The sequence below is a fragment of the Bacillus sp. SD088 genome, from assembly GCF_017355205.1.
Taxonomy (GTDB): domain Bacteria; phylum Bacillota; class Bacilli; order Bacillales; family Bacillaceae_C; genus Lederbergia.
This window is the reverse complement of the sequence record NZ_JADIJK010000006.1, coordinates 44,951-67,713: the sequence shown is the minus strand read 5'-3', so window position 1 is coordinate 67,713 and position 22,763 is coordinate 44,951. Positions and strand designations below refer to the sequence as shown.

The following is a 22,763-nucleotide window of genomic DNA, read 5'->3' as shown; positions in this document are numbered from 1 at the left end:
TATACTTCCCCCAAATTAGCAACACGCAATCCGTGTCCCTTTTTCTTCTAGTGCTTTTAATAAATGATCTTGACGCGGTAGTTTAGCAAGAATTTCCTGAATAAATGAATAATACTCGTTACTTTTGTTCATCGAATAAAAAATCCATTGCCCCCTTCGTTCTTCTTTCACCAATTGAAGATCTCTCAACTTCCGCAGATGTTGGCTAATCGATGGCTGACTCACTTTAAAAATCTCAACAAACTCACAAACACAGCAGTCATGTTGATCTAAAATCTTCATCATGATTAAACGTGTTTTATCTCCAAGTAATTTTAAAATCACTGCCGCTTGTTCCATTTCAATCGTTGCTTTTTCCATCTAAAAACACCTCCTATCAACAGAATATAAGTATATAACAATTTGCTTATATATGTAAATAAAAAAAGCTTTAGACTAGTCATATCGAGCGCTTGTTTGTCTTTTTAAGAGTAAAACAATAGAGAAAGCTGACCGAATGACTATGGCCAGCTCTGTTTTCTGCTTATTGATTTCCTTTTATAACGGAGTCCGCAACAGCCACTGTCCGTTTCGCTTGGTGCTTCACTGCCGCTTCAACATCTTCAACCATTTTTCCATCTTGTCCAACTGTGACACTTGTGCCATATGGATTTCCACCAGCACCATATAAAACGGGATCTGTATATCCTGGAGGAACGATAATCGCGCCCCAGTGCATCATACTTGTGTATAAAGATAAAATTGTTGCTTCTTGACCACCATGAGGATTCTGAGCAGAAGACATAGCACTTACAACCTTATTCACAGTCTTGCCACTTGCCCAAAGTCCACCTTGAATATCAAGAAATTGTTTCATTTGCGAAGGCATATTCCCAAATCGTGTCGGGACACTGAAAACAATCGCATCTGCCCATTCAAGATCAGCAGATGTCGCGACTGGAACATCTTTCGTCGCATCAACAGTTGCTTTCCATCCTTCATTTCCGGCAATTATAGATTCAGGAGCTAATTCTTCTACCTTAAAAACTTTCACTTCAGCTCCTGCTGCTTTCGCTCCTTCTTCCGCCCATTTTGCTAATTGATAATTTGTTCCACCCATACTATAAAAGGTAACCGCTAATTTAACATTTGACATATTGTCCAGCTCCTTTGATTTTCTACCAAATAATTTATTAAAAAAACCCATGTAAAGCACCATCTCTTTCTAGTTTTCGTTTTCGACTCTTTTAAAAATCACCTCCAGTGAAAAGGATATCCCTCTTTCTTATGCCCATTATGGAGGTTTTTTATTATATTACAAATTCATAATTCTCAAATCCGAGATATTGAACAAAAGAATCCCTCCCCTCCATAAAAAGGGGAGATATATTGGTTTAGATAGACAAATACCACTCTCGAGCAGCATCTACTTCTGTTGCTGTCAATTGATGTCCGCTATTCTCCCAATGAAGATGTACATTGGCGTTTGCCTGTTCAAATAGAGTTTGCAGTTCTACTGTTTCTTTTGCTGAACAGAGTGGATCATTTTTCCCTGCCCCGATAAATACAGGGGCTCCACTTAAATCAGGAAGTTCAATTCCTCTTCTCGGTACCATTGGGTGATGTAAAACCGCCCCTTTTAATGCATCTTGATAATGGAATAGCAAACTTGCTGCTATATTGGCTCCATTGGAGTAACCAATCGCAATCAGTTGCTCACGATCAAAACCATATTTTTCAGCGGCTTCATCTAGAAACTCATACAGCTCTTTTGTACGAAAGACTAGATCTTTTTCATCAAATACACCCTCTGCTAATCGTCTAAAGAAACGAGGCATACCATTTTCTAAAACATTCCCTCTTACACTTAAAATATTTGCAGCAGGATCTATTGTTTGTGCAAGTGGAAGCAAATCTTGTTCTGTTCCACCCGTTCCATGCAATAAAAGCACGGTTGGATTAGCTAGATCATTTCCCTTTTGAAAAAGATGCTTCATCCCTATCTCCCCTCTCCAGATTGTTTAATCCTCATATTCCTTCTCGAATTCTTTCGTACTTCTTACCGTATCAATCGGACGAACGAGACCTTCAATTTCTTCTCGTTTTTCTTCAAAGAATGGTGGTAGAGATAGTTTTTCACCAAGAGTTTCGTATGGTTCATCCCCCATAAAACCAGGTCCGTCTGTGGCTAACTCAAATAAAATATGTGGTGTAACCCTTGTATACAGGGATCCAAAATAATAGCGTTCCACATATCCTGAATTCGGAAAACGGAAAGTTTGCAATCGTTTCTGCCATTCATCCAACGCAGAGCGATCTTCCACGCGGAATGCGGTATGATGCACCGTTCCATATCCTTGGCGTGCTTGAGGTAAAATAGCATTATACTCTACGATAATTTGTGCTCCATTGCCACCTTCTCCAACTTCAAATAAGTGATAAGCACCCTCCACGGCTACTTCTTTAAATAAAAGAACTTTCTCCAGCATTTCTTTAAAATAATCGATATTTTCAACGCGAACAAAAATTGGACCTAGACCAGTAATCGCATATTCCAAAGGGATCGGACCCTTTTGCCAAGGAACTCCAGCAGGAACACCTTGATTATTTTCATCCGAAATAAGCTGATAGGCTTGCTCATCAAAGTCAATAAAAGAAAGCGTCTTTTTTCCAAATTGCTCTGTTATTCCTTTATGTTTCACATCGAGTCGGTCAAAGCGTTTCACCCAATATTCCAATGCCTTGTCACTTGGTACACGAAAAGAAGTTTTGGCGATCTCATTCGTTCCGTGAACACCTTTGGGAATACCGGGAAAATCAAAGAATGTCATATCCGTCCCAGGGTTTCCTTTATCGTCAGCGAAAAACAAATGATAAGTTTGAATATCGTCTTGATTCACTGTTTTTTTCACTAAACGCACACCTAAAACCGTTGTGAAAAACTCATATATTTTTTCTGCACTGCTTGTAATGGCTGTTACATGGTGGATTCCTTTTAATTCATTCATGCTTTTTTCCTCCTTAAATTCTTAACATCATTTTGGTCGTTCAATTTCAAAAGTTGGACCAAGTTTAGCATAACTGGCACCAGCCAAACGGCTCACTGCCGCTAATCCTGTAGGATCAATTCTGCCAGCTTTATATATTTCATTCTCAATATGAAAGTGAATGACTTTTCCAATAATCAAGTCACAACCTGGTGCATCTTGACCACCCAACTCCAATACTTGCTCCAGTATACACTCCATACGAATTTTCGCTTCTTGTACACCAGGAACAGAAACTTTTGCACTATCAACGGCTGTGAGCCCTGCTAATTCAACCTCACTCTCATCTGGTGATAAAGTGGCTGCTGTTTGATTGATCAAGTCGACATTATGCTCATCGACAATATGAACAACAAATTCTTTTTTCTCGCTGATGTTTCTCGCTGTATCCTTCATTTTCCCCCCAGCACGTTGGATCGATAAAGAAACCAGCGGCGGATTGGAAGAGACAATATTAAAATAACTAAAGGGCGCCCCATTTAACACACCCGATTCAGATAAGCTTGTCACGAAGGCGATCGGCCTTGGGATGATACTCCCGGTTAAAAATTTATAATTTTCTCGTTCTGTGTTGGTATTGGGATCAATGGAAAGCATCAAGTGCATCCCTCCTAATCTAATTCCCTTACTTCAATCGGAATTAACCGCCGGTTCAATTGTTCCCGATATTGTTCATATTGCTCAGGTAACTTTAATTCTTCTCCCATTCTCTCTTTTGATTCATCGAGAGCAAATCCAGGAGGATCTGTCGCAATTTCAAATAGTATTTCCCCATGTTCTCGAAAATAGATCGCATTAAAATAATTTCGGTCCTTCACAGAAGTAACACCATACCCATGAGCTAAAACATATTCCTGCCAATCTAATTGGTCTTGATCATCGATTGCTCGAAAGGCAATATGATGAACTGTTCCAACACCCATTCTCCCTCTTTCTATCGCGGTCTGTTTTAAATCAATGACATTTCCAATATCTGCAGATGAACGGAAACGGATCAAATCTCCTTCTGCTCCCAAACGTTCCAACCCCATGACTTCTTCTAACAGTTTAGCTGTTTGCTCAGGTTGTGCAGAATAGAGTGTAGCCCCTCCAAATCCTTTTATCGCAACTTCTGGCTTAACGCCACCAAATGTCCACGTGTTGATTTCACCTTCTTCTCGTTCAACCAATTCTAAGTGTAAGCCATGAGGGTCAGCAAATTGAATATACTGTTCTCCAAAACGTTCCACCTTTTTAAAGGGAATTTGAAATGTTTCTAATCGTCTCTCCCAAAATGGCAACGCATCTGTGGGAATTACGTATGTTGTCATGCCTACCTGTCCAGCACCAATCTTTCCTTGCTTAGCTCCTGCCCACGGAAAAAAGGTCATTATCGTACCTGGTTTCCCTTCTTCATCTCCAAAATAAAGATGATAGGTGCTTGGATCATCAAAATTGACGGTCTTCTTTACTAAACGTAACCCAAGTATACCAGCATAAAAATCTGTATTTTCTTGCGGATGCCCAACAATGGCGCTAATATGATGAATCCCACTCGTCCGTTTTTGCATATCACTCACTCCTCTTCATGTATATTTCATCTATTAGTGAATCTAAAATCAAAATACCTCAATTTAATATAATACTAATTCGAGATAATTATTTAAAAAAATTTATAATTTTTGGGCGTGAAATCCTAATTTTTTCAATTGTTCAATCATCTGTTTTTTCTCATCCACATCTAAACCAGCGACGATTTTTTGGATAGCCAATGAATGTTTTGGAAAAACGTCATCCATTAACTCCTTCCCCTTTGCAGTTATAGTGGCAAACGTAATTCGACGATCGTTTGGACATGGTTTTCTCTCTAATAACTTCTTCTTTTCCAATTTATCGACTACATACGTAATGCTACTACTTGCAATCAGAACCTTTTCACCAATCTTTTGGATCGGTTGCTCTCCTTTATTATAAATGAGCTCCAAAACTGCAAATTCAGTTGGATTCAACCCTAAGCATCTAATATCTTCTTCCACGCGCTTTTTAATCGAATCTAAAGCCCTTGTCATAACAACAAATAACTTCAAAGACAGCTCTTCATCATAATGATCTTTGCTCATCGTTATCATTCCCTTTATCTCGAATTCGAGATAATTATATAATGAATATGCTTTTCTGTCAACTGAGGTTTAAGAACTGAATCTTCTCATGGTAATCAAATTTAATGTGGATGATTATTTGAATGAAGTGAAAAGCCCCTGCTTTGGGGATTCGAAGGTAGGAGCTTTTTCTTTCCAATAGTTCGAAAATCTCTTTTTAATGCTCCGACCATTTAAGTGCGGGATTGGGCCAATTAGTGTCAAGTATCGTCCACTTCGTAAGATCAACCGCTCATTTAATAGGATAGACTTAAAACATATGACTTAACTTAAGCACTAAGACTACTTTTTGCCTTTATCCAAAAGCTAGCTAGGCATTCACAAATACTACATTTTAAACCCAATCTTCTCTTTAACCTCATGCAAAAAAGGGATACTTATAGCCCTCGCCTTTTCTCCCCCTTCTTTTAATATTTTATCAATTGTTTCAGGTGAGGACATGAGTTCATTATATTTTGCCCGCGGTTCTTCGATAAACCGATTCATCACGAGAAATAATTCCTTCTTCACTTCCCCCCACCCAATGCCATTTCCATATTGCTCTTTCATCACTTGAATTTCCTGTGAAGAAGCAAATTCTGTATACAATCGAAACAAAATAGATGTATCAGGGTCTTTTGGTGCTTCTGGTGGTAATGAATCTGTTTTAATTTTATTGATAAGTTTTTGCAGCTTTTTTGGTTCTACAAAAAGCGGGATCGTATTTTGATAACTTTTACTCATTTTCCGCCCATCTAATCCAGGTAGGACAGCCGTATCTTCTTGTATTTTATATTCTGGCAGTAGAAATGTTTCCCCGTAATTACGATTAAAATTTTGCGCAAGGTCTCTCGCAATTTCCACATGCTGAACTTGATCTTTTCCAACTGGAACTACTTCCGTTTGAAACAGCAAAATATCTGCTGCCATAAGGATAGGATAATTAAATAACCCCATATTCACACCAAAGTCAGCATCCCTGCCTAACCTTTTATTGTCCTCCACGATCGCTTTATAGGCATGGGCCCGATTCAATAACCCTTTGGAGGCAAAACAACTTAAGATCCAATTTAATTCAAAAATCTCTGGTACATCGGATTGTCGATAAAAGATGACCTGTTCAGGATCAAGCCCTAAAGCCAACCATGTTGCGGCAACCCCATTTGATAGGTCACGAAATTCCTCTGCATGATGCATTTTGGTTAACACGTGATAATCGGCAATAAAGTATGCTGCTTGATAATCTGGTGTCCTCGCTAGTTCCAAGGCCGGCTTGATCGCTCCCATATAATTGCCTAAATGAATCCGTCCTGTCGGTTTAATCCCTGTTAAAATCGATTTTTTCATCATACTCCTCCTCAAAATTCACACAAAAAGGGCTACCCATCCAAAAAAGGACGAGTAACCCGTGGTGCCACCTTCATTCGTTTACAAAAGCAAACGCACTAATCTGTACGGAAACAAAACCAGTTGTTTCGATACGCAGTCTTTTTTAACGGTAAGACATTCCGCTAAACCTACTGTCATTTCAGTCAAGCAGCTCAGAAGTCCATTCAACTAAAATACCGCACTGATTTTCACCAACCATCAGCTCTCTAAAGCGTTCTTATAGTTTACTCCTCTTCCTCATCGCTTTTTCATTATTGGCCCTATTCTAAATGATTGCTCTGTAAAGGTCAAGGTGGTCAATAGCTTTTAAGGACTAGAGGCCCGTACCACAAACTTATTTTATAAAACACTTACCAGAAGCATATGCTCTTTATACTCCAGTTCTGCTCTCTTGTAAGATAAGTGAATCGAATATCCATATGACGATAGCAGCCAATAGGGAAATTACATAAAAATTTGTTATGGTAAAAGGATTTTCTCCATTGATCATTATCACAATCTCAGAGGCAAATAAAGAGCCGGAAATATAGATAAAAAGATAGAAAAGGTGGAACTTTCTTGATTTTCGATTTAGATATATTTGAATAGGGACAATAAAAATTAAGTACACTGAAAAGTAAATGATTGTGTAGAAGCAAATACCAATAATCGAAAAATAGGATGGAACAAAAAGCAATGTGATTATACTTAAAGTTAGCGCAGCTAATAGTGAACAAGGAAGTGATTTTATCACCGTGTTTGGTTCAACCTTCAATTTTTTCAAAACGACACATCCTAAAGTAACCATTCATAGGAATAAGATAGCAGAGTTAGTGAGTTTTGACGAGGTTCTAAATATCTCCCTTCAAAAAGAGCCTCCAAAAAGGCAACCAATCCCCTTTTTAGATAGCCCTGCTTTTTCGTCATTCCTTCCCATGACCCTCTTTCCAAATCCCAATCGCTGCTCCAGGCCGGGATGAATCAGCGGCTCCATACATCCGATGATTCTCCTGATCCAATAGGATAGCTTGTACATTTCCAATCACGATGTCTGTGCTTAGGAGCTCAAATCCCATGCTGCCTAATTTGTTTTTTACATTCTCGTCCAAACGCTCATCACATATAATTTTTGGTGCCGTGCTGTTATAAATACGTGGCTGTTCAATGGCTTCTTTTACATCCATTTTATAGTCTAGGACATTGATCATCACTTGGGCTACAGAAGCAACGATCGTTGGTCCCCCTGGTGAACCAAGTGTCATAACTGGTTTCCCATCATGAAAAATGATGGTCGGACATTTTGTGCTGACGGGATACTTATTCGCCTGCAAGTCATTTACACTTTCTTCTGTAGGATAAAAATCCGTTAAATCGTTATTTAAAAGAAAACCATGGCCTGGAACCATAATGCCTGATCCAAAGTAGTGTTCCAACGAAGATGTACAGGCGGCAATATTCCCCCACCTATCTACAGCGGTAAAATGAGTCGTTTCGCCGCCCTGTAATTCTTGATACAAATCATTCTCTTTCTCTTCATACTTCCAAGGGTTCCCAAAATCGACTCCTTGGTTCATTCTGTCAAAATTGATTAATTTCACTCGTTCAGCAATATATTTCGGATGCAATAATCCATTCACTGGGATATTAAAAAAGTCTGGATCTCCCATATAAGTCAGTTTGTCCGTAAATACAATTCGCATCGCTTCGGCTAGTAAAAAATGCTTCTCCCATGAATTTCTATCATATTGTTCAATTTTTACCTTTTCAAGGATTTTCAGTAGCTGAAGCAGCGAAACACCTGCGCCGTTCGGTGGTCCCGGGGTTGCCACTTGCAAGCCTTTATAGTCCCCTATGATCGGGTTTTGTATTTCAGCTCGATAATTTCGCAAATCTTCCTTCGTCATACAGCCCTTTTTATCATGAATGAGTTGGATGATCGCTTCTCCAATTTCTCCGTTATAAAAAGCGCCTATTCCCTTTTCTTGAATGATTCTCAAGGAATGCGCTAATTCTTTGTTTTTTACCATTTTTCCCTTCTTTAAAGGGGTGTCGTTAGGATAAAAAAGCGACCTAGCAGTCTGGCCAACTCTATCTCCATACATGTCTAATGCCCTTTCCCACAACCAGTTCACTTCCATTCCTTCTTTTGCTAATTGGATGGACGGCTCAATTAACCGTGCTAAAGACATTGTGCCGTATGTGTCATTCGCTTTTTCCATGGCTTTCAAAATCCCCGGAATCCCGATAAAATTGGCGTTTACCGTACGCTCAAAAAAAGGAATGATTTTTCCTTTTTCATCCAGGCACATATCAGGTGACAAATGCTCAGGAGCTTTAGAATGCCCATTAATCACCTGTGTAGTCCCTGAATGCTGGTTGTACACAAGTATAAAACCACTTGCACCTAGTCCGGTATTAAAAGGTTCTGACACGGAAAGGGCAAACTGCATCGCAACAATAGCATCCACCGCGTTCCCTCCATCCCTCAATACCTGCGCCCCAATTTCGGAGGATTGCTTCGTTGCACTGGCTGTCATTCCGAAATTGCCGATGGCTCTTTGCTCTCCCTTCTTGATACCTGAAGTTTTTTGCTGTTGAAAAATCTCTCGTATGTTCATATCAGCTTCCTCCTTGTTTTTCACTTATATTATTTGATATTTGAGATGACAGCGGGAGGAGATGGGAGAGCTCCAGAACCTTTCTTACTTGCTTAACTTTTCAATGGTTTTTGCCAACAAGGCTGTATGTTGCGGAAACGTCTTTAAATCGGTATATTCATCGGTTTCGCTATGTGAGAATTCCCCCATTGGTCCCATTCCATCTACTGTTGGAATCCCTTCCACTGCCGTAAAAGCTGCGTCAGATCCTCCACCTGAACGCAATGAATGAACCGACATTCCCAGTTCGTCACCTGCTTCTTGAATTACTTTTACTAATTGCTCTGTTTGTTCCGTTTTTACCATTGGAGGTCTGCTGATACTCCCTCTGAGTTCCGTCGATGTTCCTGGCACATGCTCTTGCTGGGCAATTTTGGTTATTTCTTTTGTCACCTCTCCCGCTTGTTCTTCTCCTTTAATCCGAACGTCAATCTCTGCTTTAGCATTTGGAGGTACGGTATTACTTGAGGTTCCGCCATTGACTAATCCGACATTGACACTTAATCCTTCCTCATAGTTATTTAATTTTTGAAGTTTTAGGATTTTGTCAGAGATTTCCTCAATAGCACTTCTGCCTCTTTTTGGCTCCACACCAGCATGGGCACTTTTCCCTTTTACATCGAGCGAGAAATTTCCTACCCCTTTTCGCTCCGTGACAATCCCTCCGTTAGGACGGGCGCATTCTACAACTAATGAATATTGCTTGTCCTCAGCAATCTGTTTTATCAGTGATTTCGAAGACGGCGAACCCACTTCTTCATCACTATTAAAAATCACATGGATATTTTTATATGCATCAGATCCACTTGTCTTCAAAGCCTTTAAAGCATATAAAACTTGGACATGGCTTGCTTTTTCATCATTTACACCTGGGCCAAACGCTTTATCTCCAATTATTTTAAATGGACGTTCTCCAGCTTCTCCCTTAGGAAAGACGGTGTCCATATGTGCAATAACCATAATTTTCGGATCACAGTCTTCATTAGCTTTTATTTCTAAGTGATTACCAAACTCTTTTTCACGATGTATCTTTACATGCATGCCTGCTGTCTCAAACTTCTCTTTTAAAATATCTCCTACTTCATCAACGCCTTCCTTGTCATCAGAGCCGCTATCTGTATTAACAAGTTGTTCCAAGAGTTCAATCATCTCAGGCTTTTTTTCTTCTAGATATGCCTCAATCACTTGAATCCTCCTATTCTTGAATTGTATGAATACCATACCCTCTTTTTTAAAAGAATTAACCATCAACTATACTTCGAAGGCTTTAGAACTGTCCATCCCTCACTTATTGCAAAAAAAGAATACGATTTTCCCACAAAAAAAGCTGCCCATTGAAAATCTCATTAAGATTTCCAGGACAACCTTTGGTTAATTTATACAGGTGTTCAAAAGGGTTAGTGTCGTTTTTTCAACATTCTTTCAGAAGAATTAATTAATGCAGAGATAGAGGATGCATAGAATGCATGAAATTTTTGGTTCCCTCCTCGGAAGTTTTAGGCGATGTAGATCAATCCTTCCCTCTCATTCATTTGATTGTTTCTCCTTTGCTAATGCCTCTCGGTCAATCGCTTCTGGTGGTTGTTCCATCCATCCATGATCAACCATAATATTGGCTCCGTCTTCTACATATAAACTTACATCCATTATAAACTTAGCGTACATTGCACCAATATCCCGTCTTCCATTCAGTGATGCACCGTTGGCATAAGATCTAATTTTCATCGAGAATGTATCAATTTTATGCCATAGCATCAACTTATCTGAAAATGGGGAAAAGGTTGAGGTGGACACTAGGTTATCTAAAAGGGGCGGTGACGGCAAGTTATTTTTATGAAGTTGTTGTGAACAGGTTTCGATATGCTTGCCCGTCAATTCCTTCCCCCGTAACATAAATTTTTTCACTTTTTCTGTTTTGGCTACTTGGCTGAAGGCAAGAAGCAATGCCTTACTTGTCACATTATTTTCGATATTATCAAATAAATGTGTCACCTCAAGCGCATGGAGAGGACGAATATGACCGAAAAAACCACTTAAATAATTTTGCTGTTTGACAAAATCGACGCTTTTCGGATTAGGAAGGGTCGGTGGCTTTACATAAAATCCCTTTTGGTGCGCCACCTCATTTATTTGTGTGACAAGTTGTACGGTAGAGTCGAGAGTGTGTGTAAAAAAATCTTTTATATCTTTCCTGATCATTAAAGGGACAGCGATCGAGTATATACTCATTCCCGCCTTACTTGTATACTTTAAATAGTGAAGATAGAATTCATCGGAAAATAACCTTGGAGCACCTAAGTTCACATCTTCACTCGAAAATCCAATAGGTACAGGGAAGTTTTCTTGAATAAATATGTCTTTAATGCTAGTCACAAGAGATTTACTTAGCGTTAAAGCATTCTCTAATACCTTCTTAATTTCTTTGTCTTCCACATGTTGAAGAAAATACTCGAGAACACAGCTAGCCATCGTATTCCCAGTGTATGTAGCCCAAAGTTTTCCCATTTCCGCAGCTGTTAATTTTTCCTCTATATCATTCGACTTTCGTGTTTTTATTCTAGTCGGTTTAATCGGCTCCACTGAATACGTACTCCTTTCATAATGAACCTTTTCTTTATTTTTAACTTGAAAATCGAAACTATTCATTATTTACAAGTAAATACGCATTTTAGAGTGGACTTTGAATCATGTTTTTGCCAAATAAAAAAATACTATTAAAAGTATATAATCACGCTCAATATCTTGGTAAAGAGATAAGGGCTTTCAATTCATCATCACTTTAGGCCATGCAACCTCTAATTGAATGCCAGTGTTGTCCGTAAAAATAAAATTACATATACTACCTTGAGTATAAATGTCAGTCATCATTATATCTTCCCTCTTTAACTTTTCTCTCAAAAGAAGCCCTTGTTCCTCAGTCTCCACCGCGAATGCAATGTGCTGAAGAGCACCTGGTAAATGGCTGTACAGTTCGGCCGCCCTCGGGTTCTCAGCCAAACGTCTTAATTCCTGATCGCTTCGAAAGATTTTGGCCTCTGGATTTTCGAAAAAATGAATTCCCCAAGTATCTACCTTTCCAGGTTTAATAAAACAATGTCTCCCTCGTTGCTTAAATGCTGGATAAACATCTCCAACCTCCATCTCTAGCACAGTCTGATAAAAATGGATTGTCTCATCTAAATTTGGAGTCACCAAAGCAATATGGTGAAATCCCTGCCATATAAAATGCTTTTGCCCCTGTTCCTGTTGTTTTTTATTACTCATGAACACTCACTTCCTCACATTTAATTAGAATTCTAACTAATACAGTAAAAAAATTACGATTTACTTTTTTTCAAACAAATTAACCGTTTTAATAAGGAGATTTTTCAACGTTGCAAATTCTTCAGCCGATAAACCATCTTTAATCCGATCTTCAACTAGGTGTGTAAAGTGTTGCGTCTCCATTGCAATCTTCTTTCCCTTTTCTGTTAGGAAAATTTGCTTGTAACGCGCGTCTTTTGAATAGTTTTTGCGTATAATAAGCTTTTTCTTTTCTAATCCATTCATAAGACTGGTTACACTCGGACGCTCAATCATTAAGATTTGTTCTAATTCTGATGAAGTGATTCCTGGAAAGTAATGAAGAATCCCTAAAGCAGTCCACTGAGTATGTGTCAATCCGACCTGCTTTAATTCTTCTTCAACTTCACGTCGTAACGTAATATAAGCTGTCTTGACTATCCTGCCAATTGGCCCCTGATCCCATTTCCAGCTTGATACGTTTGTAGAATTATTCATGTGTATACCCTCTTTTAATATTAATTAGAATTCTAATTAATATTAAAAGAATCGCCTTTCCCTGTCAAGATCGAAATGGTACTAAACCAAAACTATATATAATTATAGGACTAGTTAAGATTAACCAATCCTGTCGATGTTCTTGCTCTTATTAGGGCTCACACCTTTTTGTTGGCCTAATAAAACGAATTGTCCTTCTTCTGAATGAATTAATCTTACAATCCGATTTCCTTTGGCTTTAAAATCGCATATCCCACCTACTTTTTTTAATCCCCATAAATTTTCAATCATAGAATTCATATCTATTCATCCTTGCTATATCCAAAAAACGTCATTTGCCCGTTTTTATTTTCAGTAATGTTGTACGGATTACTCTGGTCAGAATGTCTGCGAGCAAATTTTCCTTCACCTACTGGATAGATCTCAATATGAAGATTACCATTAAATCTTGTAAAATATAATTTTCCGTCAACGTATTCTACATGGATCTTATCTTTCAAGTACACTCCACAGTATCTTTGAAGCTCGTTTTCAGTGATTGGAATCCCTTCATGCTTGGTTGGAGGATCAACATCAACTTCATGGAGGATATCTGAAATTGCATCACCCAATCTGTACTGGTTGATTGTTTCATTATTGGAAAGAATGATTACACAAATATCTTCATCAAAAAAATCCTGCATATACGTACTGATTCCTAAATGATCTCCTCCATGAGAATATTTGTCTGTCTCATAAACCTGATAATGCTCAAGTCCGTAACAATAATTATTACTATTTTCGTTAAAAAATCTATTATACGCTTTCTCTGACAAGATTTTCCGATCGCGCAAACAAACATACCATTTGTATAAATCAGCGCTGTTTGAAACGATAGCACCTGCACCGATACTGAATTTTTCGTTATAATAGGGAGATTTAATGGTTGACTCAAAATCCATTACATAATTGCAGGACCTATTTTGAATTAGTTTACTGCTATCATCTACATCACTGTTTACCATATTCAGTGGTAAAAATATATTGTTCCGGATAAAATCTTCATACCTTTCTCCCGAAACATTTTCTATGATCCATGCAAGTAAATTGTAGTTTGAGTTATTATAGTCATATACTGTGCCAGGTGGTTTTGTAGGCTTTTTCTTAATATATCGCTGGAAGAAGTCTTTTTTTGAATAATCCAACCGATTGTATCCAGCAAAAAAATCATCTTCAAAATTATAAAAATTATATAATCCAGACGTATGTGATAACAAATGATGGACAGTTATCGACTGATCAATCTGCAGGTCGGCAGGCAGATATTGTTGCGCAGGCTGATCGATATCTAATCGTTTTTGATCGTATAGAATCATAATTGCAAAGGCAGTAAACTGCTTTGACAAGGAAGCAAGAGAAAAACATGAATCGATATTATTTTTAATGCCAAACTCAATATTCGCATAGCCGTAGGCGCTTTCAAAGAGCACTTCACCTTTTTGGGTCACTTGGATCACACCGTAAAAGTCCCATAAATCGAGATATTGGTTAATATAAGATTCTAATTTCGATCGTGTAGCTTGTATACGATCTCCCCCCTTAAAAGTATGAGTCATTCGCCTCGTTTACCTTTCATGAGTAGATATTAACCATTCCAATTTTTCCGTTAAACCTGATTTATATTTCTCCTTGTCATAGTCTGAATTATTTATTGTCAGCTTTTTGATATTTAACTTATTCACTATTTTCATTTCTAACTCTCTTCTTGTTTCTAATACTTTAATCGTTCCTTCTATCCCTTCGTATCCCTGTTGCTTCCCGTAGCCTAGAGTTGTGTAGTATTGTATAAATCCTTCTGACCAGGCTTTTGGTCTTTCCCTGACCGCCTTTTTAAACGAATATGCAAGGTCATCTTGTTCAATATAAACTAAAATGGGATCTAAGCGCTCTATATGCCTTTCTAGTCGCTTTACATAATCAATTATTTTCTCTTCTTCTTCACCATATTTTATCATACCAATCGTTAAGGGATTTTGGATAAAGCAGCATTCAAAAATATAGGTTTTATGATCATGAATGGCATTGTTCGCAAATTCAGTCCACTTGCTATCAATTAACTCCACATTTTTCGCAAATGGTAATTCATATATATCCTTTTTAAAAATTCCGTTCAATAATTCATTCGGAAACTGATCACCAAATTCATTTTTTATCTTACTATATGGCAAAAAATAATGGCGATCTTTCTCTATTACTCTATTTAAAAAAACCTCTTTGAAACTTCCGCTAATGGATAAGATCCTCTCAAATTCATCTTTAGTGAACCAGGCTACCCCATTATAATCTGCCGGGTGCTCTAAGTTCCCTTCTAAAACTAGTTCGACTTCCTTATTATTCTCTGAAAGAATGTCTTTAATAAGCTCTGCGGTGGTTGATTTTCCAAACCCAGGTAATCCCTCGACAATAATTAGTTTTGTGTTCATAAAATGTATACGTTCCTTCCTTAAACGCTTGGACTTCTATATTAAATGAGGCTACCATCAATGGAGGCTTATGGTCGGTTGCACCAGGCTAAAAATTATTTACTCCATTGAAATCACATCTTCTAGTTATCATGAATTAATTCCTTCCCCGTTAGGAAGTCGCATTCAGAAAGCTTCTCATAAAAAATTCCTTTGTTTTTATCCATGAATCTTGACTTGCAAGGGCTGTCTCCTTTGTATGGGTTCCCGCATTGGCTACGAACAGATACGGGATACCGATGGAATGCGTCCCGCCTTGATAATTATAATGATGATACTCGTATGGGTGATTGTACTTCTTTAGGCGCTCCATGCCCGTTTTCGAAAAATCTGGCACAACACCATCTTCTTGTCCTGTAATAAACATGATCGGTCCTTTGATTTTTTCAACTGGGATCGTTGCCTTCTCCACTACTTCCGGATCTGAACCAAGATGTCTATACCACATCACATAAGGATTTCCCTCATTCGCTTTAAACATTCTCAAGCATTCTAATGCTACTGCTTTTGGGTTATTTGGCGTAGCATAAGGGATTGGTTTCCCATTATAAGTCCATGATGGTGGCAGCGTTTCAGCATCTGACCATGGCACAATACCTGCAAAAGATACAGCCCATCCATTTAACGCAACGACGGCTTTTATTTGTTGAAAAAGAGTCCCACTTAGTAACGCAACCTCGGTACCCTTGGATGTTCCATGGATACCTAGCCAACCCGATTTGACATCTTCTTGACTTTCCATCCAAGTAATCGCTTTTTCTACATACTCTAACGGAATATTTGCAAGTCTTTCAGGGAGTCCTTCTATTCCAAAATAGGCCAATGCTAAGGTTGTGAATCCATGAGATGCAAGCATCGCAGACATGTACTCATTTACTCCTCCCTCAGAGCCACTTAAAAAAATGACGCCAGGACGTGAAATTCCATCTTTAGGAGAAAATAATGTTGCTACTAGGCCATTTTCACGAATCGGGGTTCTTACAATATCTTCCGATAGCCATAACCTCTTCAAGTCCTTTGTGCATAAGATCTCATGATCAGCGTTTCGAACTTCAAGGGTAACCTCATGGGGAAAATTGGCGCCTTGCCTAGCGGACTCACTATTATCCTGCTGAACTACTTTTTCGATTTGAAGTGACCAAAAAAGTCCCATCGGATCAATTCCTTGATAAGTACCACCAATTGATGGATGCAATCCAAGATCCACTTCACCGCTTTCATCCGCAATATACTCTCCCCGTGAAGAGAAATGCATGCTATTATTCTGAGACGTTCGCCGTGCTTGGATCGTTACCAATTGTCCTGCTTGAAGTCCTAAAACTTTGATTCTAACTGGCTCATCAATTAGGGATTGAACCGGATCAACCATTATTCTCAAGCTAAAAACCTCCTCAGATTGTATTATCAAATAGGATGACTTACCGCTTGCTTGAAGTATAATTTATACAAAACAGGCAGTAAGTTATTTTCAACATAAACACAAATCAAACCCGTTACTGCTTTAACAGTTAGGGCTTGATTTGTTCATTTCAGAATCCATCTATTATTTTCTCACAGCTTCATAAATGAATTCTTGGTTACCGTTGGTCGGTTGTTTACCATATTCGAAATCCGCAGATATAACAACATCAGAAAAACCGACACTCTCTAACACAAATTTGAATTCCTCTACACCATACCAACGCAATGCAAACCGCTGTAATTCAGTTTGGATTAATTCGCCATTACGCCATTTCTCATATTTCAGATAAGAAACTTTGCATTGATTAAAAATATCTACCTCAACGAGCCTATCTTCCATGGTAATAGTATCGCCATTGGGCATGGTGAATGGAGTTATTTTAGTCTTATCTATAGGCTCTGGACTAATATTGTCTGGTAAAAAAAGGTCTAGAATAAGACGTCCACCTGGTTGGAGATGGTCAAAGAGTTTCTTTAATACTGCAATCGAATCTTCACGCTTTTCAATCAACAAAAATGAGCCAGCGGGGATAATAATAGCTTCATATTTGTTTGGCAAAGAAAGTTCTTTCAAATCTGCTTGATATAAGTTTGGCTTCAATCCACGTTCTTCACAGCGTTGTTGACAAGAAACCAACATTTCAGGAGAAGAGTCAACCCCATCAATTATGAATCCGGATTCAAGAAGCGGAATAATAACTCGACCGGAACCAACCATTGCTTCAAGAATTCTTCCCTTGGCAGGTTTTAGTCTATCTTTGTAGTATTCTATATCTCCGTTAAACGATTGCCCGATTTTTTTCGTTAAATCATAAACTTCAGTACATAGTTCTCCATAATTACTAAACGACATTCGCTAGTCCCTCCGTGTTTTGTTTTAAGCACGGAAAGGTTCTCAATTGAAGCGTGATTATCCCTTCCGCACCTCTAATATAATTGAAGTCTCGAATATTTTTTCCAATTTCACAATCATCACTCACTTTCTAGTATAGTATGGATAACCTTATCATAAGGGCAAAAGTACTTCTATACCGAAAACAATTTAAATAAAAATCCCCCAATCATACTTTTAGTAGTTCCATGTCAAGACATTTCAATCAAGTTCAATCTAATGTCACCGCTCTGTTTAAAAAACTACGATTAAGGGAAAATTCAATACTAGTCTCCTTCTCAAGATCTAATGAACTATATAAAACTGAAATAAGTTCTTTTCAAGTAATCTATGATTACCAGCTATTAAACTGCTCCCTTAATGTTACCAAGCCCTTACTACTTTTCCATGTTTAAATCTTTCAAACAAAAAAGTAAGAATTCTCTTAGCTGCATAATCAGCCGACTTTAACTCTTTTCTGTTCACAGTATCTTTATGCATATCTGTGTCAACCATGCCCGGCCGAATCGCCATGATTTTAACATTCTTTGTCTCTATTCCAATACTTTTTGTGAAAGTTTCAAGCCCTGCCTTCGATGTGGAATAACAACTTCCACTAGGAGATAAATTAAATGAGGAACCAGATGAAACATTTAGTATTTTTTTCTCAACATCATACTGTTCAGCATTTTTGATAAAACTCGAAGTTAAGATCATTGGGGAAAGTAAATTAACATTCATTAGGTTTATAATGGAGTCTGGTTCTGTCTCTTCAATCTTTTGCGAAAAAACTAAACCTGCATTATTAATGAGAGACAAAGACTCAACAACAGAAGCATCAACCTTCGCAATAATTTTTTCCATCAGCTCTTCTATTCCATATAAATTATTTAGATCATATTCGAAATAATCCAATTTAACGTTTTTAGCGTTTGCCAGTGAAACGAGTGAATCATTTCTCTTCCTTGAAACACATATCACATGGTGATTTTTTAATAATAATTTTTCACATATAGATTCGCCTATCCCTCGTGAAGCTCCCGTCAAAATAAAATATTTCACTTTTCTCACCCTCATTTCCTTTGAGCATTTCGATTATTACTTATTCCTAACGGTGATTATGTGGTGATAATTAATGACCTTCAATCCCTTTGTCGCTGCATTTTTATCAAAAATTTCTTCAACATCTTTTAGACATTTCTGCCAAGCAAGATTCTTTAAGGATTGGCTTTGTTCAAAGCATTTTTTGATTAAAACATCTTCTGGGGTAGATAAATACTCTACTTCCTCATAAACTCAATATCCAGGTCTGTTAATTCATTCATTTTATAGTTACTTTTAATAAGCTCAAGGTTAAACGGATTTACAGGCAGCGGATGATATAAACCGGGAAATTGTCTCCGAAGCCCTCCATCAGTTCCACCGTGAAAAGCCCCATAATGATACCACCTGATTTCGTTATCCGAGAGGTTTCTTCGTACAACCATGGCCCTTTTTTGTATACACTAAGTCAAAATAATGGTCAGGGAAAGGTAGTTTCTCCTCCGCATGTATGTTCAAAAATCGAATTGAATTTGTAGGTTTATTTTTATTTGCCGTTTCAATAAAGCCATTTATAGCATCTATGCCAACAACTTCTTTTGCCTTTGCTGCCCATTGATATGCAAATTCACAGTGTCCACATCCAATATCAAGGATTCTGGTGTTCTTTCCCACATATTTAGATATTCTTTCGGCCAATATCATCGCTGCCGTTGGTTCAGCAAATTGGGATTTCCAAGGTAATTATATTCTCCAATCTCCGTACCTAATTGCTTATACCATTGCTCACTATGAGGGGGTATCCATTCTTGGTGTTTCATTACATCATACAACACTTTTTGACTTCCCATTTCTCTCCGCCTCTTTCCAAACAAAATTAAACCAGCCCTATACACCTTGCCTCAAAAGATAATCACATCTAGATATCTATATATTTAAATCTGAAAGTATCCACTGAGTGGCATCCAGCACATTATCTGCAACATGATCAAGCGTTATCTGTTTGTTAGATTGTTCTTGCAGTGACTGTAAACCTCTACCTGTTTTCACTAATATCTTTTTTGAACCAACATTAGCAGCAGATGCCATATCACTCCATCGATCACCAACAATATAGCATTTTTTCAAATCCACATTACGTTCCTTCTGAGCCTGCCGCAATAACGTTGGTTGAGGTTTCCGGCATTCACAATTTTCTTCTGGTGTGTGTGGACAAAAATAAATCCCATCTAAAAAGGCATTCTTTTCTTTTAAAGCTCCAATCAATTTATTGGTGCCTTCTAAAAATGTTTGTTCTGAAAACTTTCCCATCCCGATCCAGCTTTGGTTGGTGAAGAGATACACTTTGATTCCTTTGTCATTTAAGCGTTTAATTGCTTCTGCGGAAAAATCATAGGGAGTAAATTCAAACGGATGGACCCCTCCACCATCACCACCGATCGTCCCATCCCGATCAAGAAATACACCAATGATTTTAACAAATCACCACCCACTCATAATGTTCTACTCTATCCTCCCATTAATTCAGCTCTGGACAGTATTTTACACCCCCTTCTTACCATTCTTTTAGCCTTTCTTTAAACCTAAAATTATTTAATAGCAGCTAAAACATTACCTCTAATAGAATTGGAGCTTTTTAGTTAGTATTATCATTGTTTTTTATAAGGTCGTCTATAGCATTTGGATATAATGGTTTACTTAATTCAAGAATAGCCTTTGCATATTCTTGAATTTCCTTTTGAGCATCATGTTCTAATCTTTGATTTAGAAAATGACAAACCGACTGTAAGGATGCAGTCCAATACCAACGTACATACATTCCATATGCAGGGAGAAATAATCTCGCTTGTTCTGGACATATTCCATCTTTTAGAGCTGCTTCATATTTGCCTAATCCCTCGTCAACATAGGCCATAAGCTCACTGCTATATTTATCGCCAATTTCCAACGTAACTATTTCACCGCTACCTTGCTTAGAATTCTTTGGTTTACTTCTCCATTCTTTGCTGGAAGGAATATAAAAAGTTGGCTCTTCTGTTATGTACCTTCGACTTGATTCATTCCAAGCATCTAAACTATCTCCTGTACCTTCTTGGTGAGAAGAACCAATTACATATTTCCACCATTGTCTGGCTACCATGAGTGGTGCATACACTTCAAATTGAATGATTACATGTCTAAATGGAGAAGTATGACCTTCTCTAGCTAAAAATTTAATTAACTTAACATCTTTCTCATTCAATTCTATGGATTCTTTTGCATAAGAAACTCTTGCAGCATTTACTACTGTTAAATCTGAACCCATATGATTTACAAGTCGAACATAGCCCTTGTCTAATACGTTTATAATATTCATTTGGTTAACACTCCCCCATTTTTTCTCTAATATGTACTGGATAAACCTTTTTGCTTTTTATTTAAAAAGTCGTCGCCAGGAAAGTCATTATTTTCTATCCAGTTTTTTCAATAAATCTATCATCTCTTCATTTTGTTTATTCGCTTTTCTTAACTGGATTTCTATGCTAAGCATGATGATAGCGATTATAATAAGGACTATAAGGACCATTTAAATCCCTCCTGTATTTATGAACCTCTTTTTAATCTTGACGAAAAGTAAATCAGAATATTCGCTAATGAAAAGCCTGCAATTGCTAAGAACAGATAAGAACTTACAGCATCCCCACCTAGTCCAAGTTCATCTACAATAATTCCATCGAAAAATAACAGTTGGGCCGAAACGAAAACTAAAATGAAGGATAGGCTAAGTACCGTGACTCCGTTGATCAATTTCTTTCGGACTTTTGGGATAATTACCCCTAAAAACAAGAGTAAAGTCATAAGTAAAATAGTCCAAAAAACAGGTCTAAGCAAAGTGAATACACCTAAGGTTTCAAAAGGTTCGTAACTATACATTTATCTTCTCCTTGATTGTATTTGTACATTTTAATAAGGTTTAAATATTTAATCATCAAAATCCAAGTTCACTGTGCTTTCCCACCAAACATCCTTATTTCCATTCAGGTACTTTTGGATTAAATGTCTGAAAGGATAAGGCTGCAAACATTGCTGATCTAAATCTCCTCCGTGGCACCAAAAAAATTCAAGATGTGGTTCGATTGCGGTTGGATTGACATCAAGGTGTAAGTTGCTACTATGGATTTCAAATACCTGATTGATTTCGCAATGAACGACTTGATCTAGCTCCCATTTATGTTCAACCACACCGAGAAAACGCCCCACTGTACAAGGGATCCCCAACTCTTCATTGATTTCTCGTTTCAATGCATCTTTGGCGCTTTCTCCAAATTCGATATGGCCTCCAGGTAAAAAAGTATTTGTCTGCCCTTTCGCTTTTGCCAGTAATATTTTATCGTCACAAACGACCAGACCTCTTGCTAAGTGATGAAATGGTTTTTGCAAAATCAACTTCCTCCTACTCTTTATTTGTCATAAGAAACTAATTGTTTTCTTGAATCCACGAACGTAATTTTTCTGCATAGAAATGACGTTGATCTGGTTCAGTCCCATACCCTTTGGTTAAATAGAGTGTATCGTTTGCATACCTCGGATAAACGTGAAGATGATAATGCCATACATCTTGATTTCCAGCAGGCTCATTATGTTGTCGAGTAGAAATTCCATCACATCCATATGTATGTTTCATCGCAAGTGCTGTCAATTGAGCAGCACGGTGAATTTCAGCAGCCATTTCTGCTGGCAGTGCATATATATTTTCAAAGTGCTTATTCGGAATAACGAGAACATGCCCCTTGTTATTCGGCCACCATTTACTTGCGATAAATGCCGTTACGTGTTTATTCTGATAGATAATGTCCCTTTGTTTTGTTCCTTTATTTGGTCGTTCATTTCCTGACACAATCCGACAAAATGGACATTCGTATGCTTCAGGTTTATGTGAAAAAGACATCATTATCCCTCCT

At 37.8% G+C, this 22,763-nt stretch carries 28 protein-coding genes and 1 other annotated feature; all 28 genes read right to left on the bottom strand.

Features of this window, described 5'->3' with window-relative positions:
- Positions 1 to 15 precede the first annotated feature (15 nt).
- Positions 16 to 360 (bottom strand): ArsR/SmtB family transcription factor, encoded by a 345-nt coding sequence (locus tag IPU53_RS07140; protein ID WP_207449323.1) that lies wholly within the window; start codon positions 358 to 360, stop codon positions 16 to 18.
- Positions 361 to 523: 163 nt separating this feature from the next.
- Positions 524 to 1,135 carry an NAD(P)H:quinone oxidoreductase gene (gene wrbA, locus IPU53_RS07135; protein WP_207449321.1) on the bottom strand — a complete coding sequence of 204 codons (612 nt, stop codon included), beginning with the start codon at positions 1,133 to 1,135 and terminating at the stop codon, positions 524 to 526.
- Between the two features lie 238 nt (positions 1,136 to 1,373).
- Entirely contained in the window at positions 1,374 to 1,976 is a 603-nt protein-coding gene (locus IPU53_RS07130; RefSeq protein WP_207449319.1) for an alpha/beta hydrolase, read from the bottom strand.
- A gap of 24 nt (positions 1,977 to 2,000) precedes the next feature.
- Complete coding sequence (locus tag IPU53_RS07125; protein WP_207449317.1) at positions 2,001 to 2,987, bottom strand: ring-cleaving dioxygenase; 987 nt, start codon at positions 2,985 to 2,987, stop codon at positions 2,001 to 2,003.
- Positions 2,988 to 3,014: 27 nt separating this feature from the next.
- Complete coding sequence (locus IPU53_RS07120; RefSeq protein ID WP_207449561.1) at positions 3,015 to 3,623, bottom strand: flavin reductase family protein; 609 nt, start codon at positions 3,621 to 3,623, stop codon at positions 3,015 to 3,017.
- Between the two features lie 14 nt (positions 3,624 to 3,637).
- A complete protein-coding gene (locus IPU53_RS07115; RefSeq protein ID WP_207449315.1) occupies positions 3,638 to 4,576 on the bottom strand; it encodes a ring-cleaving dioxygenase in 939 nt (312 codons plus the stop codon).
- Between the two features lie 102 nt (positions 4,577 to 4,678).
- Entirely contained in the window at positions 4,679 to 5,134 is a 456-nt protein-coding gene (locus IPU53_RS07110; protein ID WP_396019917.1) for a MarR family winged helix-turn-helix transcriptional regulator, read from the bottom strand.
- A gap of 357 nt (positions 5,135 to 5,491) precedes the next feature.
- Positions 5,492 to 6,493 (bottom strand): tryptophan--tRNA ligase, encoded by a 1,002-nt coding sequence (locus IPU53_RS07105; protein WP_207449311.1) that lies wholly within the window; start codon positions 6,491 to 6,493, stop codon positions 5,492 to 5,494.
- Between the two features lie 40 nt (positions 6,494 to 6,533).
- Positions 6,534 to 6,782, bottom strand: a binding site (T-box leader).
- Positions 6,783 to 6,902: 120 nt separating this feature from the next.
- On the bottom strand, positions 6,903 to 7,295 hold the full coding sequence (locus tag IPU53_RS07100) for a UPF0715 family protein (RefSeq protein ID WP_207449309.1): 393 nt from the start codon (positions 7,293 to 7,295) through the stop codon (positions 6,903 to 6,905).
- A 139-nt stretch (positions 7,296 to 7,434) separates the two neighbouring features.
- Positions 7,435 to 9,129, bottom strand: a complete 1,695-nt coding sequence (ggt, locus tag IPU53_RS07095) for a gamma-glutamyltransferase (protein ID WP_207449307.1) — start codon at positions 9,127 to 9,129, stop codon at positions 7,435 to 7,437.
- An 84-nt stretch (positions 9,130 to 9,213) separates the two neighbouring features.
- A complete protein-coding gene (locus tag IPU53_RS07090; protein ID WP_313886454.1) occupies positions 9,214 to 10,353 on the bottom strand; it encodes a M20 family metallopeptidase in 1,140 nt (379 codons plus the stop codon).
- A 339-nt stretch (positions 10,354 to 10,692) separates the two neighbouring features.
- Complete coding sequence (locus IPU53_RS07085; RefSeq protein WP_207449305.1) at positions 10,693 to 11,748, bottom strand: DUF3231 family protein; 1,056 nt, start codon at positions 11,746 to 11,748, stop codon at positions 10,693 to 10,695.
- 183 nt (positions 11,749 to 11,931) lie between these two features.
- Positions 11,932 to 12,432, bottom strand: coding sequence for a VOC family protein (locus IPU53_RS07080; RefSeq protein ID WP_207449303.1), 501 nt, complete (start codon positions 12,430 to 12,432; stop codon positions 11,932 to 11,934).
- A 60-nt stretch (positions 12,433 to 12,492) separates the two neighbouring features.
- Positions 12,493 to 12,948: a MarR family winged helix-turn-helix transcriptional regulator gene (locus IPU53_RS07075; RefSeq protein ID WP_207449301.1), complete on the bottom strand. Its 456-nt coding sequence runs from the start codon at positions 12,946 to 12,948 to the stop codon at positions 12,493 to 12,495.
- 120 nt (positions 12,949 to 13,068) lie between these two features.
- Entirely contained in the window at positions 13,069 to 13,248 is a 180-nt protein-coding gene (locus tag IPU53_RS07070) for a hypothetical protein (protein ID WP_207449299.1), read from the bottom strand.
- A gap of 2 nt (positions 13,249 to 13,250) precedes the next feature.
- Positions 13,251 to 14,543 (bottom strand): serine hydrolase domain-containing protein, encoded by a 1,293-nt coding sequence (locus IPU53_RS07065; RefSeq protein ID WP_242698119.1) that lies wholly within the window; start codon positions 14,541 to 14,543, stop codon positions 13,251 to 13,253.
- Positions 14,544 to 14,552: 9 nt separating this feature from the next.
- Positions 14,553 to 15,410 carry a hypothetical protein gene (locus IPU53_RS07060; protein ID WP_207449297.1) on the bottom strand — a complete coding sequence of 286 codons (858 nt, stop codon included), beginning with the start codon at positions 15,408 to 15,410 and terminating at the stop codon, positions 14,553 to 14,555.
- 151 nt (positions 15,411 to 15,561) lie between these two features.
- Positions 15,562 to 16,818, bottom strand: coding sequence for an acyl-CoA thioesterase/bile acid-CoA:amino acid N-acyltransferase family protein (locus IPU53_RS07055; RefSeq protein WP_242698135.1), 1,257 nt, complete (start codon positions 16,816 to 16,818; stop codon positions 15,562 to 15,564).
- Positions 16,819 to 16,992: 174 nt separating this feature from the next.
- The gene (locus IPU53_RS07050) at positions 16,993 to 17,763 is read right to left on the bottom strand and encodes a class I SAM-dependent methyltransferase (RefSeq protein WP_207449293.1); all 771 of its coding nucleotides are present in this window, start codon (positions 17,761 to 17,763) and stop codon (positions 16,993 to 16,995) included.
- A 402-nt stretch (positions 17,764 to 18,165) separates the two neighbouring features.
- Complete coding sequence (locus tag IPU53_RS07045; protein WP_207449292.1) at positions 18,166 to 18,843, bottom strand: SDR family NAD(P)-dependent oxidoreductase; 678 nt, start codon at positions 18,841 to 18,843, stop codon at positions 18,166 to 18,168.
- A 396-nt stretch (positions 18,844 to 19,239) separates the two neighbouring features.
- Entirely contained in the window at positions 19,240 to 19,521 is a 282-nt protein-coding gene (locus IPU53_RS07040; RefSeq protein WP_207449290.1) for a class I SAM-dependent methyltransferase, read from the bottom strand.
- 2 nt (positions 19,522 to 19,523) lie between these two features.
- Positions 19,524 to 19,673 carry a hypothetical protein gene (locus tag IPU53_RS07035; protein WP_207449288.1) on the bottom strand — a complete coding sequence of 50 codons (150 nt, stop codon included), beginning with the start codon at positions 19,671 to 19,673 and terminating at the stop codon, positions 19,524 to 19,526.
- Between the two features lie 76 nt (positions 19,674 to 19,749).
- Entirely contained in the window at positions 19,750 to 20,292 is a 543-nt protein-coding gene (locus IPU53_RS07030) for a D-glycero-alpha-D-manno-heptose-1,7-bisphosphate 7-phosphatase (protein ID WP_313886458.1), read from the bottom strand.
- A gap of 166 nt (positions 20,293 to 20,458) precedes the next feature.
- Positions 20,459 to 21,178, bottom strand: a complete 720-nt coding sequence (thyX, locus tag IPU53_RS07025; protein ID WP_207449286.1) for an FAD-dependent thymidylate synthase — start codon at positions 21,176 to 21,178, stop codon at positions 20,459 to 20,461.
- 87 nt (positions 21,179 to 21,265) lie between these two features.
- Positions 21,266 to 21,388: a hypothetical protein gene (locus IPU53_RS25250; RefSeq protein ID WP_278253251.1), complete on the bottom strand. Its 123-nt coding sequence runs from the start codon at positions 21,386 to 21,388 to the stop codon at positions 21,266 to 21,268.
- A gap of 17 nt (positions 21,389 to 21,405) precedes the next feature.
- A complete protein-coding gene (locus IPU53_RS07020) occupies positions 21,406 to 21,735 on the bottom strand; it encodes a hypothetical protein (RefSeq protein ID WP_207449284.1) in 330 nt (109 codons plus the stop codon).
- A gap of 48 nt (positions 21,736 to 21,783) precedes the next feature.
- The gene (locus IPU53_RS07015) at positions 21,784 to 22,242 is read right to left on the bottom strand and encodes an NUDIX domain-containing protein (RefSeq protein ID WP_207449282.1); all 459 of its coding nucleotides are present in this window, start codon (positions 22,240 to 22,242) and stop codon (positions 21,784 to 21,786) included.
- Between the two features lie 37 nt (positions 22,243 to 22,279).
- Positions 22,280 to 22,753, bottom strand: a complete 474-nt coding sequence (locus tag IPU53_RS07010) for an HIT family protein (RefSeq protein ID WP_207449281.1) — start codon at positions 22,751 to 22,753, stop codon at positions 22,280 to 22,282.
- Between the last annotated feature and the right edge of the window lie 10 nt (positions 22,754 to 22,763).

What these genes read in the sequence shown, in the direction of transcription:
- IPU53_RS07140 (WP_207449323.1), bottom strand. Translation starts at nt 360, where the DNA reads ATGGAAAAAGCAACGATTGAAATGGAACAAGCGGCAGTGATTTTAAAA.
- wrbA (WP_207449321.1), bottom strand. Translation starts at nt 1,135, where the DNA reads ATGTCAAATGTTAAATTAGCGGTTACCTTTTATAGTATGGGTGGAACA.
- IPU53_RS07130 (WP_207449319.1), bottom strand. Translation starts at nt 1,976, where the DNA reads ATGAAGCATCTTTTTCAAAAGGGAAATGATCTAGCTAATCCAACCGTG.
- IPU53_RS07125 (WP_207449317.1), bottom strand. Translation starts at nt 2,987, where the DNA reads ATGAATGAATTAAAAGGAATCCACCATGTAACAGCCATTACAAGCAGT.
- IPU53_RS07120 (WP_207449561.1), bottom strand. Translation starts at nt 3,623, where the DNA reads ATGCTTTCCATTGATCCCAATACCAACACAGAACGAGAAAATTATAAA.
- IPU53_RS07115 (WP_207449315.1), bottom strand. Translation starts at nt 4,576, where the DNA reads ATGCAAAAACGGACGAGTGGGATTCATCATATTAGCGCCATTGTTGGG.
- IPU53_RS07110 (WP_396019917.1), bottom strand. Translation starts at nt 5,134, where the DNA reads ATGATAACGATGAGCAAAGATCATTATGATGAAGAGCTGTCTTTGAAG.
- IPU53_RS07105 (WP_207449311.1), bottom strand. Translation starts at nt 6,493, where the DNA reads ATGATGAAAAAATCGATTTTAACAGGGATTAAACCGACAGGACGGATT.
- ggt (WP_207449307.1), bottom strand. Translation starts at nt 9,129, where the DNA reads ATGAACATACGAGAGATTTTTCAACAGCAAAAAACTTCAGGTATCAAG.
- IPU53_RS07080 (WP_207449303.1), bottom strand. Translation starts at nt 12,432, where the DNA reads ATGAGTAATAAAAAACAACAGGAACAGGGGCAAAAGCATTTTATATGG.
- IPU53_RS07075 (WP_207449301.1), bottom strand. Translation starts at nt 12,948, where the DNA reads ATGAATAATTCTACAAACGTATCAAGCTGGAAATGGGATCAGGGGCCA.
- IPU53_RS07070 (WP_207449299.1), bottom strand. Translation starts at nt 13,248, where the DNA reads ATGAATTCTATGATTGAAAATTTATGGGGATTAAAAAAAGTAGGTGGG.
- IPU53_RS07065 (WP_242698119.1), bottom strand. Translation starts at nt 14,543, where the DNA reads ATGACTCATACTTTTAAGGGGGGAGATCGTATACAAGCTACACGATCG.
- IPU53_RS07060 (WP_207449297.1), bottom strand. Translation starts at nt 15,410, where the DNA reads ATGAACACAAAACTAATTATTGTCGAGGGATTACCTGGGTTTGGAAAA.
- IPU53_RS07055 (WP_242698135.1), bottom strand. Translation starts at nt 16,818, where the DNA reads ATGGTTGATCCGGTTCAATCCCTAATTGATGAGCCAGTTAGAATCAAA.
- IPU53_RS07050 (WP_207449293.1), bottom strand. Translation starts at nt 17,763, where the DNA reads ATGTCGTTTAGTAATTATGGAGAACTATGTACTGAAGTTTATGATTTA.
- IPU53_RS07035 (WP_207449288.1), bottom strand. Translation starts at nt 19,673, where the DNA reads ATGGGAAGTCAAAAAGTGTTGTATGATGTAATGAAACACCAAGAATGG.
- thyX (WP_207449286.1), bottom strand. Translation starts at nt 21,178, where the DNA reads ATGAATATTATAAACGTATTAGACAAGGGCTATGTTCGACTTGTAAAT.
- IPU53_RS25250 (WP_278253251.1), bottom strand. Translation starts at nt 21,388, where the DNA reads ATGGTCCTTATAGTCCTTATTATAATCGCTATCATCATGCTTAGCATA.
- IPU53_RS07020 (WP_207449284.1), bottom strand. Translation starts at nt 21,735, where the DNA reads ATGTATAGTTACGAACCTTTTGAAACCTTAGGTGTATTCACTTTGCTT.
- IPU53_RS07010 (WP_207449281.1), bottom strand. Translation starts at nt 22,753, where the DNA reads ATGATGTCTTTTTCACATAAACCTGAAGCATACGAATGTCCATTTTGT.